Source organism: Actinomadura formosensis (genome assembly GCF_050948385.1).
Lineage (GTDB): Bacteria > Actinomycetota > Actinomycetes > Streptosporangiales > Streptosporangiaceae > Spirillospora > Spirillospora formosensis.
On record NZ_CP192011.1, the window covers coordinates 2,146,402 to 2,164,630 of the forward strand.

Below are 18,229 nucleotides of genomic sequence, written 5' to 3' on the forward strand. Positions count from 1 at the left end.
GTCCGTCCGCCCCGGCGGAACGCTCGTGGTCGGTATGGTGGCGACCCATATGAGCGGTGAGACGAGCCACCAGGAGCACATCGGTCCGTACCGGCTGCTGTCCCGGCTGGGCGGCGGCCCCGCGCGGGGCGATGACGGCGCCGTGCACCGCGCCGCCGGACCGGACGGCCGTGACGTGGCGATACGGCTGCTCCCGCCCGGCGCCGCCGCCGACGTCGAACGGATGCGCGCGGTCCTCAGCCCCTATGTGGTCGACGTTCTCGACGGGGAGTCCGGCGGGCCCCGCCCGTATGTGGTGTCCCGGTTCGTCCCGGGACGGCCGCTCGCGGAGACGGTCGCCGAGCAGGGGAGCATGCCGGAGGACGCGCTGCGCCGGATGGCCTTCGGGCTGGCCAAGGCGCTCGCCGCCATCCACCGCGCGGGTCTCGCGCACGGTGCGCTGGGGCCCGGGTCCGTGCTGGTCGTGGACGACGCGCCCATCGTGGTCGACTTCGGGCTGGCCGCCGGTGCCGACGACTCCGGGGACGTGCGCGCGTGGGCCGCGACGGTGACGTTCGCCGCGACCGGACGGCACGAGGCCCCGGCCGGCGCGCTGCCCGCCGATCTGCGTCCGCTGGTGGAGGCGGCGTCGCATCCCGATCCGGGCGCCCGCCCGGCGGCGGAGGAACTGGTGGAGGCGGTGTCCCGGCTCGATCTGCCCGCCGCTGTGTCCGCCCGCCCCGCGCCCGCCCGTCCTGCCCCCGAGCGGCCTGCCCCCGAGCGGCGGGCCCCGGTCACCGTGCCCGGGGCAAGGCCCGGGAGCGGGCCCCCGCAGGCGGCCCGGGCGCACGAGATGGCGGTGGCGCTGGGCTGGGCGCGGCTCCTGGCCGCCATGGTCGTGGTGGTCGCGGTCGGCTTCGTGATCATGGCGCCGATCGCCGGGCTCGTCCTGTCGCTGGGCGCGGTGACGCTGCTGCGGGTGGCGGGCGCGCCCGCGGACGACCGGACGCGGGGCTGGGCGTGGGCGTTCGGGCGGACGCTCCTGACCGTCCCGTACGCGGCGGTGTTCACGGTCGCCGTCCCGCTCGGGCTCGTCGCGGTGTCGGTGGTCGGCGGGAGGATCGACTCGCTGACCGCGTGCGCGTTCGGCGCCGGTGCCGGGGCGGCGGTGCTGTGGGCGGCGCCGGGGGTGCACGGCCCGCGCCGGCAACTGGAGCGGATGTTCCTGCCCGTGGCGGGCCGGCCGCGGCTCGTCGCCGCCGCGGTCGTGGGCCTCGGCGTGCTGGCGCTGCTCGTGGGGGTCGGGGCGATGACCCTTTCGCCGAGCTTCTCCCCGATGTACGGCCTGCAGCGGTCGCTGGAGAGTTCGATGGACCGCCTGCAGCACGCGCTCACCCGGCTCTGAGGAGTGAAGTGCGTCACGTCCGGTTCGGGACCGGGATGGACCAGTAAACGCCACGCGTGCGTGGGTAAGGTCTCACGAGCTGGAATTTGCCGCTAGGCTACTCACTAGTAACATTGTGGGACACGGCCGAATCAGGGACCCGGTTCCGAAGCTCGTTCGGGTGTTTGGCAGGCTGTGACAGCGAAAGCGCATGTCCGCGTCGACCCGTCATGGGCGGCGCCCCTCTGCCGCTACCTCAGCGGCCAACTGAGTGCAGGGAGGTCGGCCACCGGCCATGAACATCGTCGTCCTGGTGAAGCAGGTTCCCGATACGGAGAGCCCGCGCAAGCTGAAGTCCGATGACAGCACGCTCGACCGCGCCGCAGCGGACGGGGTCATCAACGAGCTCGATGAGTACGCGATCGAAGAGGCGCTGCGCATCAAGGAGGCCCACGGCGGCGAGGTGACCGTCCTGACCATGGGCCCCGCCAAGGCCACCGACGCCATCCGCAAGTCCCTGGCCATGGGCGCGGACAAGGGCGTGCACCTCGTCGACGACGGGCTCGCCGGCTCCGACGCGCTGCAGACCTCGTACGCCATCCAGCAGGCGCTCGGCCGCACCGGGTTCGACCTGGTGGTCCTCGGCGCGGAGTCCACCGACGCGCGCACCGGTGTGCTCGCCGCGATGCTGGCCGAGCGGCTCGGCGTCCCGCAGGTGTCGCTCGCCAACAAGGTCGAGATCGACGGGACGTCCATCAAGGCGCAGCGCCAGACCGACTACGGCTTCGACCGGGTCGAGGCGAGCCTGCCCGCGGTCGTCAGCGTGGTGGAGAAGATCAACGATCCGCGCTACCCCTCCTTCAAGCTGATCATGGCGGCCAAGAAGAAGCCGGTCGAGACGCTGGGCCTGAGCGACGCCGGCATCGACGCCTCCCAGGTGGGGCTGGCGAACGCCGCCACCGAGGTCGTCGACTTCGCCGAGGCGCCCCCGCGCGCCAAGGGTGAGATCGTCACCAACGAGGGCGACGGCGGCGTGAAGATCGCCGAGTTCCTCGCGTCGAAGAAGTTCGTCTGAGCGGGGAAGGGGATTTGGAGACCAATGGCTGAGATTCTCGTCCTCGTCGACCATGTCGACGGTGAGGTCAAGAAGGTCACGCTCGAACTGCTGACGCTGGCGAACCGGCTCGGCGAGGCCGCCGCGGTATGGGCCGGCCCCGGCTACGAGGGCGCCAAGGACAAGCTCGGCGAGTACGGCGCCGGCAAGGTCTACGTGGCCGCCGACGAGGAGCTGACCTCCTACGTCGTCGCCCCGAAGGCCGCGCTGCTGGCCCAGCTGGTGGCCGAGAGGTCGCCGGGCGCGGTGCTGGTGGCCGCCACGGGTGAGGGCAAGGAGGTCGCGGGCCGCCTCGCGGTCAAGACCGGCTCCGGCGTGCTCACCGATGTGGTGGACGTCGCCGAGGGCTTCGTCGCCGAGCACTCCATCTTCGGCGGCGGCATCATCGCGCACGCCCGGGTGAAGACCGGCACGCCGGTCATCGCCGTCCGGCCGAACTCCGTGGCCCCCGAGGCGTCCCCGGTCACCCCGGCCGAGGAGCAGGTCTCGGTGACGCTGTCGGACACCGACAAGGGCGCCAAGATCGTGGAGAGGGTCGTCCAGGAGAAGGGCGAGCGCCCGGACCTGACCGAGGCCGCGATCGTCGTCTCCGGTGGCCGCGGCGTCGGCGGCGCCGAGAACTTCAAGATCATCGAGGGGCTGGCCGACTCGCTCGGCGCGGCCGTCGGCGCCTCCCGCGCCGCGACCGACGCCGGCTGGTACCCGCACTCGTTCCAGGTCGGCCAGACCGGCAAGACCGTGTCGCCGCAGCTGTACATCGCGGTCGGCATCTCCGGCGCCATCCAGCACCGGGCCGGCATGCAGACCTCGAAGACCATCGTCGCCATCAACAAGGACCCCGAGGCGCCGATCTTCGAGCTCGTCGACTACGGCGTGGTGGGCGACCTGTTCCAGGTCGCGCCGCAGCTCACCGAGGAGATCACCAAGCGCAAGTGATCTTCGGTGCGCGGCCCCGGCGGCGCTCGTCGCCGGGGCCGCCCGCCGTCAGGAACGCCTCGGCGACGGATAGGGGACGGCCTTCAGCAGCGCGGGCTTGAGCATGTCGCCGACCTCGGCGTAGGGGACGACCGTGTCCCGGAGCCCGCACGCCTCCGCGTAGCCGAGTATCGACCCGTAGAAGGCGACGCGGACGCCCTTCGGGGTGAGGGCCATGGTCACCTCGCCGGCCTTGACGAACGCGGACGGGTTGTCCGTGCCGCCCAGGGGATCGCCCGGGCAGAAGTCGCGGCCGGGCAGGTGAGTCTTGATCTTCTCGTCCAGCGGCCTGAGTCCCTGCGCGGTCGGAACGCGGAACAGGTCGGGCGCCCGGTAGGAGGCACCGGTCCGCAGGTCCACGGTCACCGCCTGCGACAGGTCCCAGCTCGATCCGCGTTCACCCTGGAGCAGAACGCCATACCAGACCGACAGCAGCCGGTCGCTGCGCAGCAGGATCTCTGGCTTCACGACGTCGGTGTAGCCGCCGCGGCCGATGCCGGCCAGGGCCTTGCGGGTCTTGGCCCACCGCTGTTCGAGCGGTGCCCGCAGCGCCCGGTTGATCTTCCGGTTGAGGGCGGGGTCGCCGCCGGCGACCCGCACGATCCGGCCCTGCGCCTGGAACGTCTTTCCGCCGCCGATGTCCTGGCGCGGCTCGCTGAGCGCGACGAATCCGGCCGTGACCGGCTTCGGCTCGTCGTCCGCGACGGCCACGTAGACCGCCGCGCCGCCGCCCACGGCGACGGCGGCGGCCCCGCCCGCGACGGCCGCCGTCCCCTTCGCGCCGAGCGTGCCCAGGACGCCCTTGCCCGCCACCCCCGCCGTCCCGGCCCCGCCGGTGCCTGCGGCCCCCGCGGATCCCGCTCCGGCGGCCCCCGCGGCACCCGCCGCCCCCGCCGAGGCCCCGCCCGACCCGAGGCCGAGCGCGGTCAGCGGGAACAGCATCGACAGCGCGGCGGCGGCCCCCGCGAGGGTGCGGACGCCGTGTCCCTCCCAGCCGGCCCCGTACGCGGACGCCGCGACCGACTCCAACTCGGAGACGAACGCGGCGGCTCCCATCGGACGGTCCCACGGGTTCTTGGCCAGGCCGCGCTCGATCAGCGGGCGGAGCGGCTCGGGGACGTCCTCCACCGGGATCGGCGCGGTGAGGTGACGGCCCATGAGCCCCGCCTGGTCCTCGGCGGTGTAGGGGCGGCGTCCCGTCACGCACTCGAAGAACACGCACGCCGCCGCGTACACGTCGGTCGCGGGGGAGGCGGGCTCGTCCCGCCACTGCTCGGGCGCCATGTAGACGGGGGTGCCCGAGCGCCCGGACGCGCCCGCGTCCACGGCGATGCCGAAGTCGATCAGCTTGCTCAGCCCGTCGCCGCGCACGATCACGTTGGCGGGCTTGTAGTCGCGGTGGACGATGCCGAGGTCGTGGGCGGCGGCGAGGCCCAGCAGCGAGCCCTTGAGGACCGCCAGGGCCGCCTCGGGCTCCAGCGGTCCCCGCTCGGCCAGTACCGCCTTGAGAGACGCCCCGTCCACGGCCTCCATGACGATGGCGGCGCCGCCCGGATTCTCGACCAGCCCGAACAGCTGCGCGACGAACGGGTTGCGCAGCCGGCTCAGCAGCTCGGCCTCGCCGCGGAACCGCTCCCTGAACCGCGCGTCCCCGAGCAGGGACTCGCCCAGGTACTTGATCGCCGCCGGGCGGCCGGTCGCGTCGTGCCGGGCGAGCACGACGCGGCCCTGCGCGCCCTCGCCGAGCGCCCGCAGCTCGCTGTACCCCGGAACCCGCCACCCCGTCATGTACCGCCCCCATCTCCGGCAAAGATCCCGATGGGGTTATACCGGACCGCGGCGTCAGGCGGCGACGGGTTCGGAGCGGGTGTCGCCGGAGGCGCCGGCCGGGCCCGCGGTCTCCGGTGCCGCTTCGGCCGGTGCTGGGACGGTGACGCCGGTGGCCGTGCGGAGCGGGACGAAGCGGGCCCCGGCCGCGATCAGCAGCGCCAGGACCACGACCGTGCCCACGCCCACGCGCAGCGAGGTGGCGTCCGCCAGGAATCCGACCACGACCGGGCCGAGCAGCAGGCCGCCGTAGCCCATCGCGCCGACCTGGGCGACGGCCGCGGCGGGACGGTCCGGCGCGGCGGTCCCGGCCAGCGAGATCGTCGTCGGGACGACCGTGCAGACGACCAGCCCGGTGACGAAGAACCCGGCGATCGCCACCGACGGCGTCGGCGCCAGCACGACGACGGTCATGCCGGCCGCGGTGCCGAGGCCCGCGCCGACCATCAGGCGGCGGGTGCCGACCCGCATCCGGACCCGGTCGCCGACGAGCCGGCCGAGCAGCATCGCCAGTTCGAACACCGGGTAGCCGGCGGCGGCGACGGCCTCGGTGGCGCCCAGCTCCTCGTGCAGGAGCAGCCCGCTCCAGTCGGCGATCGAGCCCTCGGTCATGAACGCGATGAACGCGAGGACGCCGATCAGGTAGACGGCGGCGGGCATGCGGCGCGCCCCGCGTCCAGTTCCGGACGCGGCCGGGGCCGCCGGGTCGGGCAGATAGGTGCGGCCGAGCGCGAGACCGGCGGGCAGCGACAGCAGCGCGGTGGCCAGCACGGTCTCGGTGAACCCGAACCCGGCGGCGGCCGTGGCGACGCCGAACAGGCCGCCGCTCATCGCGCCGACGCACCAGCCGGCGTGCATGCCGCTCATGATGGGCCGGCGGTACGCCTGCTCGACGACGCTGCCCTGCGCGTTCATCGCGATGTCGGTGATCCCGAACGTCATGCCGAACAGTGCGACCGCGACCAGCAGCACCCCGTAGGCGGGGGCGAGCGCGACCGCCGCGTAGGACAGCGCGGTCAGCGGCAGCGCCACCCGCAGCACGGTCCGGCTGCCCGCGCGCGCCATCAGCCCGCGCAGTGCCTGCATGGCCACGATCGCGCCGAGCCCCCAGACGAGGACGACGATGCCGATCTCGCCCTCGGTGGTCCCGAACTTGCCGGCCAGCGCGGGCATGCGCGCCACCCACACTCCGGTCAGCAGGCCGGCCAGCGCGAAGGTCAGGAACGTTCCGGAACGCGCACGCGGCAGCATGGTTCACCTCTTTCTCGACTCGGCGGGGCACACCCCGATCGGTGTGCCGGACGTCTCGCGGGACCGCGGTGCGGCCCAGTGGTGCGGGCAGGTGGTGCGGGCAGGTGGTGCGGGGGCCGTCCCCCACGGGATCAGGCGCTCCAGGTCATCGGGACCGGAGCGCTCGGGTGGTTCGGTGAGGGCGCGCGGGGCGCCCCGGGGTCATCGCTCCAGCAGGCCCAGGAGCCGCCGTTTCAGCGCGTCGAGCTGCTGCGCGTCGTACAGCCCCGGATCGTGGCTGACCACTTCCCAGAGGCCCTCGGCCGCCAGCCGGACGATCATGGCGATGCCCGGGTCGGGATCGTCCGCGGAGTCGCGGCCGTGCCAGCGGCGCATCGCCTCGTTCAGCGGCGCGGCCTGCTCCGGATCCGCCGCGGCGGCCGTGATCGCCGACCATCGCCGGTAGGCGCGGGCCTCCCCGGTGAGGATCTCGAACGTGGCCTCGACGTAGGCGCGGGTGTAGGCGCCCGGCGCGCCGTCCCCGTAGGAGTCGATGTAGGAGGCGATCAGGTCGTCGAACTCCTCGATGACCCGCGCCACCATCGCCCGGACGAGCGCCTCCTTGGTGGGGAAGTGGTAGAGCAGCCCTCCCTTGCTGACGCCGGCGCGGTCCGCGACCGCGGTGAGCGTCAGCGCCTGCGTCCCCTGCTCGGAGAGGATGGTCTCGGCGGCGTCCAGGAGGGCTTCCTTCTTCATGATCCCTCCACTGTACCGGCTGGACGGTATACACGGTGAACCGGGGGACCCGAAAGGGTATTCCCGCCTCCTCGCGCAACCGCACGGGCACCGGCGGGGGAACACGCCGGGCGCGGATACTGTTGACCGCGTGGTGACCTACCTCGACCATGCGGCGACGACCCCGATGCTGCCCGAGGCCATCGAGGCGATGACGGCGGAACTACGCGAGCTGGGGAACCCGTCCTCCCTGCACGCGGTGGGACGGCGCGCCCGCCGCGTCGTCGAGGAGTCCCGGGAGATCATCGCCGAGGCGTTCGACGCCCGCCCGAGCGAGGTCGTGTTCACCTCCGGCGGCACCGAGGCCGACAACCTCGCGATCAAGGGCATCTACTGGGCGCGCCGCGCCGCCGACCCGGCCCGCACCCGCGTGCTGGCCGGCGCCGTCGAGCACCACGCCGTCATGGACGCGGTGCAGTGGCTCGCCGACCATGAGGGCGCCCGCGTCGACTGGCTGCCGGTGGACGAGGTGGGCCGCGTCCACCCGGAGGTCCTGCGCGAGGCGCTGGGGGCCGGCGACGATGTGGCGCTCACCACGGTGATGTGGGCCAACAACGAGGTCGGGACCGTCCAGCCCGTCGCGGAACTCGCCGCCGTCGCCCGCGAGCACGGCGTCCCGCTGCACACCGACGCCGTCCAGGCCGCCGGCCAGTTGCCCGTCGGGTTCGCCGCGAGCGGCGCGCAGGCCCTGACCATTACCGGCCACAAGCTCGGCGGCCCGATCGGCGTGGGCGCGCTGCTGCTCGCCAAGCCCAAGGAGCCGGTGTTCCTCGACCCGGTGCCGCTGCTGCACGGCGGCGGGCAGGAGCGCGACGTCCGGTCCGGGACGCTCGACGCCCCCGCCATCGCCGGATTCGCCGCCGCCGTCCAGACCGCCGTCGCCCGCCGCGAGGCCGAGACGCGCCGCCTCGCCGACCTGCGCGACCAGCTGATCGGGGCGGTGTGCGCCGCCGTGCCCGGCGCGATCCTCAACGGCGACCCGCTGGACCGGCTCCCCGGCAACGCGCACTTCTCCTTTCCCGGCTGCGAGGGCGACGCCCTGCTCATGCTGCTGGACGCGCGCGGCATCGCGTGCTCCACCGGGTCCGCGTGCTCGGCGGGCGTGTCGCAGCCCAGCCACGTCCTGCTCGCGATGAACGCGAGCCCCGAACGCGCCCGCGGCTCGCTGCGCTTCACCCTCGGCCACACCTCCACGGAGGCCGACGTGAAGGCCCTCGCCGACGCCATCGGCCCGGTCGTCGAACGCGCCCGCCGCGCCGGTCTCAGCTGACCGCCCCGGGTTTGACCGTTTCCTGAACGGGGACAGCGTTGCCGTTCAAGGAAGGCGGCACGATGACCACCGACGTCGAAGGCGGCGCAGTACGGCAGGCGGGCCGCAAGGCCGCCGGGCATCCCTGGTTCCACCGCATGTCCCGCGTGGGACTGGCCGCGCGCGGCCTCCTCTACCTGCTCATCGGATGGCTCGCCCTGCAGGTCGCCTTCGGCGACGGCGGCCGGGAGGCCGACCGGAAGGGCGCGCTGCAGTCCGTCGCGGACAAGCCCGGCGGCCCGGTCGTCCTCGGGCTGATGGCGGCCGGTTTCGCCGCGCTCGCCCTCTGGCAGTGCGCCGAGGCCCTGTACGGACGACCGGTACCGGACGGCGACAAGCCGACCAAGCGCCTGTCCTCGGCGGCGCGCGGCGTCGTGTACACGTTCGGCTGCGGGGCGACGCTGGCGTTCCTGCTCGGCTACCAGGGCAAGTCGAGCGACCAGCAGTCCAAGACCCTCACCGCGCGGCTGATGGCCGAGCCGGGCGGCCGCTGGCTCGTCCTCGCGATCGCCGCGGGCTTTGTGATCTGGGGCGTCGTCGTGATGGCCGGCGCCGTCCGCCGCGGCTTCATGAAGGAGTTGAAGACCGCCGAGATGAGCGAGGCGGCGCGCCGCCTCGTCCAGCCGTTCGGCATCATCGGCAACGGCGCCCGCGGCCTGGTCGGCCTCGCCGTCGGCGGCTTCCTCGGCTACGCGGCCATCAGCTTCGAGCCGGACAAGGCCCGCGGTCTGGACGGCACCCTGCGCGAGTTCGCCGGCACCCCCGCCGGCGCCTGGGGCCTCGCGGCCGTCGCCCTCGGCGTGCTGACGTTCGGCCTCTACTCCTTCTGCGAAGCCCGCTACCGCAAAGTCGACGCCACCCGCTAGGGCTGGTAGGGGGCCAGGGCCTTCCAGCCGGGATCGCTGGTCGAGGCGACCTTGGCCTTGCCCTCCGGCCAGCCCGCGGCGAGCTGGTCGAGTTCGGAGACGACCCCCGATTCGGGGTCGGCGTACAGGTGGAAGACACGGATGCCGTCGCCGGTCTCGCGGACGGCGAGGACGGCGCGGGCGCCGAGCCTGGTGAGCTTCTTCTCGAAGGCGCGCAGCGCGCCCGCCGACGGCTCGACCGGCAGCCGGTCGGGGTTGCTGTTGGCGTACGGGACGGTGATCGCCACGTGCAGGTCGCAGAGCGGGTAGTCCTGGCGGTGCAGCGGGAACCGGGCGCCGAGCCGGGCGGGGTGCCCGCGCGGGGTGCGGCCCTCGCCGGTCAGCCAGGCGGGCTCGGCGAACGGCTCGGCGACCTGCTCGACGACCACGGGCAGCATCGACGGCGGCAGCGCGTCGATCGGCGCCTCCGTCGCGATCGTGACCTCGCCGATCCAGCGCGCCACGTCGTCCTCGCCGAGCGCCCAGTGCAGGACGTTCAGCGCCACCTGGAGCTGCTGCTCCGCGGCGACGAACAGGAAGTCGGGGTGGTAGGCGGTGATGTGCACGCGGGCACGGGCCGAGTCGGCGCGCATGCCGAACCGGACGTACTCAAGGTCGAACTCGTGGTCGCCGAGGATGAGGTCCTGGGACAGCATCTCGGGGTCGGCCTGCCGTGCCGGGTGGAAGCTCCAGCCGCCGGCCGCGGCGCCCGCCGGCGCGGCCCGCAGCCAGCGCTCGGTCAGGCCGCGCAGCTCGGGGTCGCCGCCGCCGGTCACGGTCAGCGACGGCGTCCGGTCGTCGGCGCCGCCGATCTCCCACTGCAGCCCGGAGTGGATCCGGTGGACGCGGCGCGACAGCTCCTCGATCGTCTCCGCCGACAGTCCCTCGCCTGGCACGGCGGCCCCGGCCGCGTCGGGCTCGGGCACGGCGGCGAGAGACGCCTCGATCGTCGGGCGGGCCTGCGCCCACCACTCCCAGAACTCGCTGATGGCGGGCGGCACGACGGCGGACGCCTCGCGCGGGCGGCGGAAGATTCCCATAGCGGCCCCAATCGTACGCGGAAATGCAGGCGGGGGACCGGGCCACGCCGCGTACGCTCGAAGGACTATGACTCTGCGTGTACTCGCCGCCATGTCGGGCGGCGTCGACTCCGCCGTGGCCGCCGCCCGCGCCGCCGAGGCCGGGCACGACGTCACCGGCGTCCACATGGCCCTGTCCAGCAACCCGCAGTCCTACCGCACGGGCGCCCGCGGCTGCTGCACCCTGGAGGACTCCCGGGACGCGCGCCGCGCCGCCGACGTGATCGGCATCCCGTTCTACGTGTGGGATCTCGCCGAACGGTTCCACAAAGACGTGGTGGAGGACTTCGTCAGCGAGTACGCCGCGGGCCGCACCCCGAACCCGTGCCTGCGCTGCAACGAGAAGATCAAGTTCGCGGCGCTGCTGGACCGCGCGATGGCGCTCGGCTTCGACGCGGTCTGCACCGGCCACTACGCGCGGCTGGACGGCGGCGTCCTGCGCCGCGGCGTCGACACGGGCAAGGACCAGTCGTACGTGCTGGCCGTCTGCACGCCCGGGCAGCTCGCGCACGCGATGTTCCCGCTCGGCGACACCACCAAGGCCGACATCCGGCGGGAGGCGGAGCGGCGCGGCCTCCAGGTGGCCGACAAGCCGGACAGCCACGACATCTGCTTCATCGCGGACGGCGACACGCGCGCCTTCCTAGCCGAGCGGCTCGGCACGGCACCCGGCCCGATCGTCGACACCGACGGCACCGAGGTCGGCGAGCACGACGGCGCCTACGCCTACACGATCGGGCAGCGCAAGGGCCTGCGGCTCGGCACCCCCGCGCCGGACGGGCGCCCCCGCTACGTCCTGGACATCTCCCCGGTGACGAACACGGTGACGGTGGGGCCGCGCGACGAACTGGAGGTCCGCGAGATCCGCGGTGAGCGCCCGGTGTGGCTGAGCGACCGCCCGGACGGCCCGTTCGGCTGCCAGGTCCAGCTCCGCGCGCACGGCGAGGTCTACGACTGCACGGCCGAGCAGATCGGTGCCGAGCTGCGCATCGCCCTCGCCGCCCCGGCGCGCGGGGTCGCCCCCGGCCAGGCCGCCGTCCTGTACGCCGGCGACCGCGTCCTCGCGTCGGCCACGATCGTCGCCACGGCCCGCGTCCACGCCTGACCCGGCACGCCCGACCCGGCACGCCCGAGCGCCGTGGGGCCTTCGGACCGGGCCCGGAGGCGACACGCTCCGCGCCTCGGACCGGCTCGCGGAGCCGGTCCGATCTTCGCGCCGCTAGGGTTTCCGGTGTGACGAGTGACCTCCCGGGGCCGGGCTCCAGGCCCCCGACAGAGCCGGGTTATCCCTGGCGGGCGGGGACGGCGACCGGCGTCGGATCGTATCCGGGGAACGACCCGGCCGAGGCGCTGCGGATCGTCCTCGGTGAGCTGCCCGAGCTGCCGCACCTGCCGGAGCTGCCCGCGCGCGGTCCCGGCGCCGACCTGACCGGGCGGACGGCCGGGCTGCTGATCGACATGCCGGTGCGGGTGGAGCCGTCCGGGTGGCGGTTCGCCGACCGCCCGGGACGCGACACGCAGCGCGCCCGCGACCACCTCGCCCGCGACCTGGACGTCCTGGAGGAGGTCGCGGGCGGCCACGACGGGCCGTTCAAGATCCAGGTGTGCGGCCCGTGGACCCTGGCGGCCACGATCGAGCTGCGCGGCGGCGACCGGGCGCTGAAGGACCCGGGCGCCGTCCGCGACCTGGCCGCCTCGCTCGCCGAGGGCGTCGCCGGGCATGTCGCGGACGTCCGCCGCCGGCTGCCCGCCGCGCGGATCCTGCTGCAGCTGGACGAGCCGGGCCTGCCCGCCGCGCTCGCCGGGACGGTCCCGACCGCCAGCGGGTTCGACCGGCTGCGCGCGATCGAGGAGCCCGTCGCCGAGGACACGCTCCGCACGGTGATCGAGACGGTCTGCGCGGACGACGCCGCGTACCCGCTCGTCCACTGCTGTGCCCGGAACGTCCCGTACGGGCTGCTGCGCCGCGCCGGCGCGAAGGCGATCTCGGTCGACCTGCGGCTGGTGCCGGAGCGCGACGACGATGCGGTGGGGGAGACGATCGACGCGGGGACCGGCCTGTTCCTCGGCGCGGTGCCCGCCACCGGCACCGTCCTGCCGTCCCTGCGGGCGACGGGCGAGCCGGTGCGGGGGCTGTGGCGGCGGCTCGGCTTCCCGCCCGCTCGGCTCGCCCGGCAGGTCGTGATCACCCCCGCCTGCGGGATGGCGGGCGCGTCGCCCCGCTACGTCCGCGACGTGCTCGAACGCTGCCGTGACACGGCCCGGATGCTTTACGAAGCGGCCGAATGAGCCGCCGCGAAATGTCGGACCCGACGGCGACAATAGGGGCATGACCATGAGCGACGGGGTTCCCGCAGAGGCGCGGCAGCGGCATCTTCGGCTGAGCGAGGAGCTCGAAGAGGCCAACTACCGGTACTACGTCCTCGACCGGCCGACGCTCTCGGACGCGGAGTACGACCGGCGGATGCGGGAGATCCGCGCGCTGGAGGAGCGGTATCCGGAGCTGGTCACGCCGGACTCGCCGACGCAGAAGGTCGGCGCGCCGATCATCACCGACTTCGCGACCGTCCGGCACCTGGAGCGGATGCAGAGCCTCGACAACGCGATGAACGCCGACGAGCTGCTCGCGTGGGACGAGCGGGTCGTCAAGGAGGTCGGCGAGGTCGCCGGCTACCTGTGCGAGCCGAAGATCGACGGGCTGGCGATCGCGCTCACCTACGAGAACGGGCGGCTGACCCGCGGGGTGACCCGCGGCGACGGGCGCACCGGCGAGGACGTCACCAACAACATCCGCACCATCGCCGACATCCCCGACCGCCTGTCCGGCGCGGGCTGGCCGGACGTGCTGGAGGTCCGCGGCGAGGTCTTCCTCCCGGTCACGGGGTTCGAGCAGGTCAACGCGGCGCAGGTCGAGGCGGGCAGGGAACCGTTCGCCAACCCGCGCAACGCGGCGGCGGGGTCGCTGCGGCAGAAGGACCCGCGGGTCACCGCGCAGCGACCGCTCGGCATGCTCGTCCACGGGTTCGGCGCCTGGCGGGGCGGGACGCAGCCGCAGAGCCAGTCCGGGGCGTACGAGCTGATGCGCGGCTGGGGACTGCCGGTCAGCGACCGGTACAAGGTCGTCGGCGGGCTCGACGCCGTCCGCGAGTACATCGCCGGGTACGGCGAGAACCGGCACGGCCCCGCGTACGAGATCGACGGCGTCGTCGTCAAGGTCGACCAGTTCGCGCTGCAGCGGCGGCTCGGGTCGACGAGCCGGGCGCCGCGCTGGGCGATCGCGTGGAAGTACCCGCCGGAAGAGGTCAACACCAGGCTCCTCGACATCAAGGTCGGTGTGGGACGGACCGGGCGCATCACCCCGTACGGCGTGATGGAGCCGGTGAAGGTCGCCGGATCGACCGTCGACCGCGCCACGCTGCACAACGCGGGCGAGGTCAAGCGCAAGGGCGTGCTGATCGGCGACACCGTCGTGCTGCGCAAGGCCGGCGACGTGATCCCCGAGATCGTCGCGCCGGTGACCGGGCTGCGGGACGGCTCGGAGCGCGAGTTCGAGATGCCCTCGCACTGCCCCGAGTGCGGGACGGAGCTGGCGTACGAGAAGGAGGGCGACGCCGACATCCGCTGCCCGAACGCCCGGTACTGCCCCGGTCAGCTCCGCGAGCGGGTGTACTTCGTGGCGAGCCGCAACGCGCTCGACATCGAGGCGCTCGGCTACGTCGGGGCGACCGCGCTCACGCAGCCGCTGGAGCCGGCCGATCCGCCGGTGAAGAACGAGGGAGACCTGTTCCACCTGACCGTCGAGCAGCTTCTGCCCATCAGGAGCCTGGTGCTCGACCCGAAGACGGGGACGTCCAAGACCGATCCGAAGACCGGCGAGCCCAAGGTGGTGTCGTTCTTCGCGAACAAGGAGGGCGAGCCCAAGAAGACCGTCGAGATCCTCTTCCAGGAGCTGGAGAAGGCCAAGCGGCAGCCCCTGTGGCGGGTGCTGGTGGCGCTGTCGATCCGGCATGTGGGGCCGTCGGCCGCGCGCGACCTCGCCCGCGAGATGCGCTCGATGGACGCGATCGCGAACGCGACGGAGGAGGAGCTCGCGGCGGTCGACGGCGTCGGCCCGACGATCGCGGCGTCGATCAAGAGGTGGTTCGCGGTCGGCTGGCACCGGGAGATCGTCGAGAAGTGGCGGGCCGCCGGCGTCCGGATGGAGGACGAGGGCGCGGCGGGCCCGCGCCCGCTGGAGGGCGTCACCGTGGTGATCACCGGCTCGCTGGAGGGCTACAGCCGGGACTCGGCGACCGAGGCGGTGCAGCGGCTCGGGGGCAAGGTGTCCGGTTCGGTGTCGAAGAAGACCGGCTTCGTGGTCGCGGGCGACAATCCCGGGTCGAAATATGACAAAGCCGTCAAGCTGGGCGTACCGCTCCTGGCGGAGGACGGCTTCCGGGTGCTGCTCGCCGAGGGGCCGGATGCGGCCAAAGACGTGACTTTGCGCGTCGACGCATGACACCGCGTGTTCCTGGGCGGTTTCACCAGTATCGCGTTACTCAGGGGTACACTTCAACTACCCTAGGGTGAGTGGTGAGTGTGATACGGCATAACGGAACGTGCGCAATCGGTTTCGCGAAGTTGAGCAGAGGCCGTACCCTCCCACTCATCGCGACCTACACCTGAATCTCCGGACGTAACGCCCGGGGGGCGTCCCCCGAGGTCGGGGAACGCCCGGTGCCGGGGGACGGCCCCCCGAACCCCCCGAGGATGTGATGAGGGACCCGAACAACACCCGGAACACGGCACCGCGCCGTGGCTCCCCGTTGTGGATCTACTTCGTCGTGGTCATCCTGCTCGGCGTCGCCGCCGGCGGGGCCGCGTTCTCCGGGCTGAGCGGCGCCGACGTGGACGCCCTCGTCAGCACGCCGGTGTTCTGGATCCTCGGCTGCTTCATCATCTTCGGCGAGCTGCGCCCGATCATCACGCCCGGCTCCACAGAGAACAACGGTGCCACGACCTCCACCACGTTCTCGTTCGCCGCGCTGCTGTACGCCGGGCTGCCGATCGCCGCGGCCCTCCAGGCCATCGCCGTCATCACCTGCGGGATCTTCAGCGGCCGGGCCCCGCACCGGATCGCCTTCAACGCCGCCCAGTACACCCTCAGCCTCGCCGCCGCCCAGCTCGTCCTCGCCCTGTTCGGCAACCTCGCCACCCCGTCCGACCTGTGGGTGCCGCACGGCTCCGACCTGCCCGCGATCGCGCTCGCCGGCGCCGTCTACTTCGCCTGCAACGACACCCTCGTCGGCGCCGCCGTCGCCCTGCACTCGCGGGTCTCCCTCGCCAAGGCGCTCCGCCTGGACCTCGGCTACCAGGTCCTCGTGCACCTGGCGCTGCTCGGTCTCGCCCCGCTGATGGTGGTGGCGATGGATCGCTCCGCCCTCTTCGTGCCCCTCATCCTCCTGCCGTTCATCGCCGTCTACATGAACGCCTCGGTGTCGGTGCGGCGCGAGCACCAGGCCCTGCACGACGGGCTGACCGGGCTGCCCAACCGCAAGCTGCTGATCGTCCGCACCGAGGAGGCGCTGGCCGAGGCGCGCGGCGCCGACCGGCGCCGTCCCCGCACCGCCGGGCTCGGGTCCCGCCGCCGCAGGCCGGCCGCCCCGCCGAACCACCGCGCCGGGCTGTTCCTGCTCGACCTCGACCGCTTCAAGGAGGTCAACGACACCCTCGGGCACCCCACCGGCGACCGGCTGCTGCAGCTCGTCGCGCACCGGCTCACCCACAGCGTCCGCCCCGGCGACCTCGTGGCGCGGCTCGGCGGCGACGAGTTCGCGGTGCTGCTGCCGTCCGTCCGGGACGAGGCCGCCGCCCGCGAGGTCGCCGCCCGGCTGCGCGCCGCGCTCAGCGAACCCGTCCGGCTGGACGGCATGTCGTTCGACCTGGAGGGCAGTGTCGGCATCGCGCTGTTCCCCGACCACGCGCCCGACTTCGAACTGCTCCTGCAGCGCGCCGACGTCGCCATGTACAACGCCAAGGAGGCCCGCAGCGGCGTCGAGATCTACTCCTCCGACAAGGACCGCAACTCCCCGGCCCGGCTCGGCATGCTCGGCGACCTGCGCCGCGCCATCGACCGCTCCGAGCTGGAGCTGTTCTACCAGCCGAAGATCTCACTGCGGGACGGCCACCTCGTCGGCATGGAGGCCCTGCTGCGCTGGCGCCACCCCGACCAGGGCGTTCTCGAACCCGAGGCGTTCCTGCCGATCGCCGAGCAGACGTACCTGATGCGCTCGATCACCCACCATGTCGTCACGGCCGCGCTCGCGCAGACCGCCGCCTGGTGGCGCGAGGACCTCGCCGTCCAGGTCGCCGTCAACGCCTCCGGCCGCGACCTGCTCGACACCGGCCTCACCGAGACCATCGAGGAGGGCCTGCTCGCCCGCGGCCTGCCCGCCGCCGCGCTCCAGCTGGAGATCACCGAGCGCATCCTGATGAACGAGCCCGCCTACGCCTCCGACACCGTCGCCGCCCTCGCCGACCTCGGCATCCCGCTCAGCCTGGACGACTTCGGCACCGGCTACTCCTCCCTCGTCCGGCTCAAGCGCCTCCCGGTCGAGGAGATCAAGATCGATTCCTCCTTCGTCCAGCGCCTCGCCGACTCCCCGGACGACGCCGTCATCGTCCGCTCCATCGTCGACCTCGTCCGCACCCTGGGTCTTCGCTCGGTGGCCGAGGGCGTCGAAGATCCCGCCACCGCCGAAGCCCTCCGCGACATGGGCTGCGACGCCGCGCAGGGCTGGCACTTCGGCCGCCCCATGGACGCCGAGACCGCCACCGACTGGCTCCGCCGGCACGCCCGCTCGTTCGCCCGGCCCGCCGCCCAGGCCCCCGGCGGCGCCTGACCCGCCCGGGGGCCGGGGGATTTGACAGACGCTCTCACGGGGTGTCGGGCGGGGCGCTACGATCACGGGCCATGAACAATGCCGCGCGTGGAGTGATCCTCGCCCTGGCCCTGCTGGGCATGGGGTTCATGTTCTTCGGGATGATCGAGTCCGCGTCGCCGGACGAATACGAGAAGGGCGGGGATCTGCCCGGGGTGCTGGCGGGCGGCTTTGGCATGGTCTCGTGCGCGGTGATGGGGGCCGCCGCCCTTGCCGGAATGAAGCCGACCCCGCCGACGTCGGTGACCTTCCCCCATCAGCAGCAGGGCGCCGTCCCGCCGTATGCGCAGCCGTATCCGCAACCGGGCGCCATGCCGCAGCCGGGGGCGGTGCCGCAGCAGTACGCGCCGCAGCAGCCGCCCCCGCCGCAGTGAGGATCAGTACCCGCGCCGGCGGGCCTCGTAGCCGTCCTCGTAGTACTCCTCGCGGACCACGGGCGCCGGACGGCGCCCGACCGAACGGCGCGCGGACACGATACGGACGATGCCGATGACGAGGCCGATCAGGCCGCCGATCATCAAGATCACGCCGACCAGCCGGATGTCGATGCCGCTGAACTCGTAGTTGACCGCGTAGGCCAGGATCGCGCCGATGATGATCAGCGCAACGCTGCCGCCGATGGTCACGGCGGTCTCCTCTCGTCGTCCCGGGGTGGACGAGACAAGCGTTCCCCGTATGCGGAGATGAAACGGCGTGCGGAGATCATGCCTGC

At 73.4% G+C, this 18,229-nt stretch carries 15 protein-coding genes; 10 read left to right on the top strand and 5 right to left on the bottom strand.

Annotated elements, in window-relative coordinates; genetic code table 11:
- The first annotated feature begins 49 nt into the window (after positions 1–49).
- The 3 genes from ACQP1N_RS10125 to ACQP1N_RS10135 all read left to right on the top strand — a co-directional run bounded on the left by ACQP1N_RS10125 (position 50) and on the right by ACQP1N_RS10135 (position 3,413).
- Complete coding sequence (locus ACQP1N_RS10125; RefSeq protein WP_433230680.1) at positions 50–1,384, top strand: protein kinase domain-containing protein; 1,335 nt, start codon at positions 50–52, stop codon at positions 1,382–1,384.
- 274 nt (positions 1,385–1,658) lie between these two features.
- Complete coding sequence (locus tag ACQP1N_RS10130) at positions 1,659–2,438, top strand: electron transfer flavoprotein subunit beta/FixA family protein (RefSeq protein WP_067804504.1); 780 nt, start codon at positions 1,659–1,661, stop codon at positions 2,436–2,438.
- A 24-nt stretch (positions 2,439–2,462) separates the two neighbouring features.
- The gene (locus ACQP1N_RS10135) at positions 2,463–3,413 is read left to right on the top strand and encodes an electron transfer flavoprotein subunit alpha/FixB family protein (protein ID WP_433230682.1); all 951 of its coding nucleotides are present in this window, start codon (positions 2,463–2,465) and stop codon (positions 3,411–3,413) included.
- Between the two features lie 48 nt (positions 3,414–3,461).
- Here ACQP1N_RS10135 and ACQP1N_RS10140 read toward each other — a convergent pair whose 3' ends face one another.
- From ACQP1N_RS10140 to ACQP1N_RS10150, 3 genes are all read right to left on the bottom strand, one after another.
- Positions 3,462–5,240: a serine/threonine-protein kinase gene (locus tag ACQP1N_RS10140; RefSeq protein WP_433230684.1), complete on the bottom strand. Its 1,779-nt coding sequence runs from the start codon at positions 5,238–5,240 to the stop codon at positions 3,462–3,464.
- A 54-nt stretch (positions 5,241–5,294) separates the two neighbouring features.
- Positions 5,295–6,530 carry an MFS transporter gene (locus ACQP1N_RS10145; protein WP_067808042.1) on the bottom strand — a complete coding sequence of 412 codons (1,236 nt, stop codon included), beginning with the start codon at positions 6,528–6,530 and terminating at the stop codon, positions 5,295–5,297.
- Positions 6,531–6,731: 201 nt separating this feature from the next.
- Entirely contained in the window at positions 6,732–7,265 is a 534-nt protein-coding gene (locus ACQP1N_RS10150) for a TetR/AcrR family transcriptional regulator (RefSeq protein ID WP_067808036.1), read from the bottom strand.
- 133 nt (positions 7,266–7,398) lie between these two features.
- Here ACQP1N_RS10150 and ACQP1N_RS10155 point away from each other — a divergent pair, with 133 nt between their 5' ends.
- Together ACQP1N_RS10155 and ACQP1N_RS10160 are read left to right on the top strand one after the other, a co-directional pair.
- Positions 7,399–8,574 carry a cysteine desulfurase family protein gene (locus tag ACQP1N_RS10155; RefSeq protein WP_131732899.1) on the top strand — a complete coding sequence of 392 codons (1,176 nt, stop codon included), beginning with the start codon at positions 7,399–7,401 and terminating at the stop codon, positions 8,572–8,574.
- Between the two features lie 62 nt (positions 8,575–8,636).
- Positions 8,637–9,479: a DUF1206 domain-containing protein gene (locus ACQP1N_RS10160; RefSeq protein WP_433230687.1), complete on the top strand. Its 843-nt coding sequence runs from the start codon at positions 8,637–8,639 to the stop codon at positions 9,477–9,479.
- On the opposite strand, the gene ACQP1N_RS10165 is transcribed toward ACQP1N_RS10160, so the two are convergent.
- A complete protein-coding gene (locus ACQP1N_RS10165) occupies positions 9,476–10,558 on the bottom strand; it encodes a DUF695 domain-containing protein (protein ID WP_433230690.1) in 1,083 nt (360 codons plus the stop codon). The two genes, ACQP1N_RS10160 and ACQP1N_RS10165, sit on opposite strands and share 4 nt — an antisense overlap.
- 67 nt (positions 10,559–10,625) lie before the next feature.
- Here ACQP1N_RS10165 and mnmA point away from each other — a divergent pair, with 67 nt between their 5' ends.
- The 5 genes from mnmA (at position 10,626) to ACQP1N_RS10190 (ending at position 17,891) form a co-directional block, all read left to right on the top strand.
- A complete protein-coding gene (mnmA, locus tag ACQP1N_RS10170) occupies positions 10,626–11,702 on the top strand; it encodes a tRNA 2-thiouridine(34) synthase MnmA (RefSeq protein WP_084262451.1) in 1,077 nt (358 codons plus the stop codon).
- 128 nt (positions 11,703–11,830) lie between these two features.
- On the top strand, positions 11,831–12,886 hold the full coding sequence (locus tag ACQP1N_RS10175; protein WP_433230692.1) for a methionine synthase: 1,056 nt from the start codon (positions 11,831–11,833) through the stop codon (positions 12,884–12,886).
- Positions 12,887–12,926: 40 nt separating this feature from the next.
- Positions 12,927–15,095: an NAD-dependent DNA ligase LigA gene (gene ligA, locus ACQP1N_RS10180; RefSeq protein WP_433230694.1), complete on the top strand. Its 2,169-nt coding sequence runs from the start codon at positions 12,927–12,929 to the stop codon at positions 15,093–15,095.
- A 256-nt stretch (positions 15,096–15,351) separates the two neighbouring features.
- A complete protein-coding gene (locus tag ACQP1N_RS10185) occupies positions 15,352–17,478 on the top strand; it encodes a putative bifunctional diguanylate cyclase/phosphodiesterase (RefSeq protein ID WP_067793767.1) in 2,127 nt (708 codons plus the stop codon).
- A gap of 71 nt (positions 17,479–17,549) precedes the next feature.
- Positions 17,550–17,891 carry a hypothetical protein gene (locus tag ACQP1N_RS10190; protein ID WP_433230697.1) on the top strand — a complete coding sequence of 114 codons (342 nt, stop codon included), beginning with the start codon at positions 17,550–17,552 and terminating at the stop codon, positions 17,889–17,891.
- 3 nt (positions 17,892–17,894) lie between these two features.
- Here the strand turns inward: ACQP1N_RS10190 and ACQP1N_RS10195 are convergent, their stop codons facing one another.
- On the bottom strand, positions 17,895–18,143 hold the full coding sequence (locus tag ACQP1N_RS10195; protein ID WP_433230700.1) for a DUF6458 family protein: 249 nt from the start codon (positions 18,141–18,143) through the stop codon (positions 17,895–17,897).
- Between the last annotated feature and the right edge of the window lie 86 nt (positions 18,144–18,229).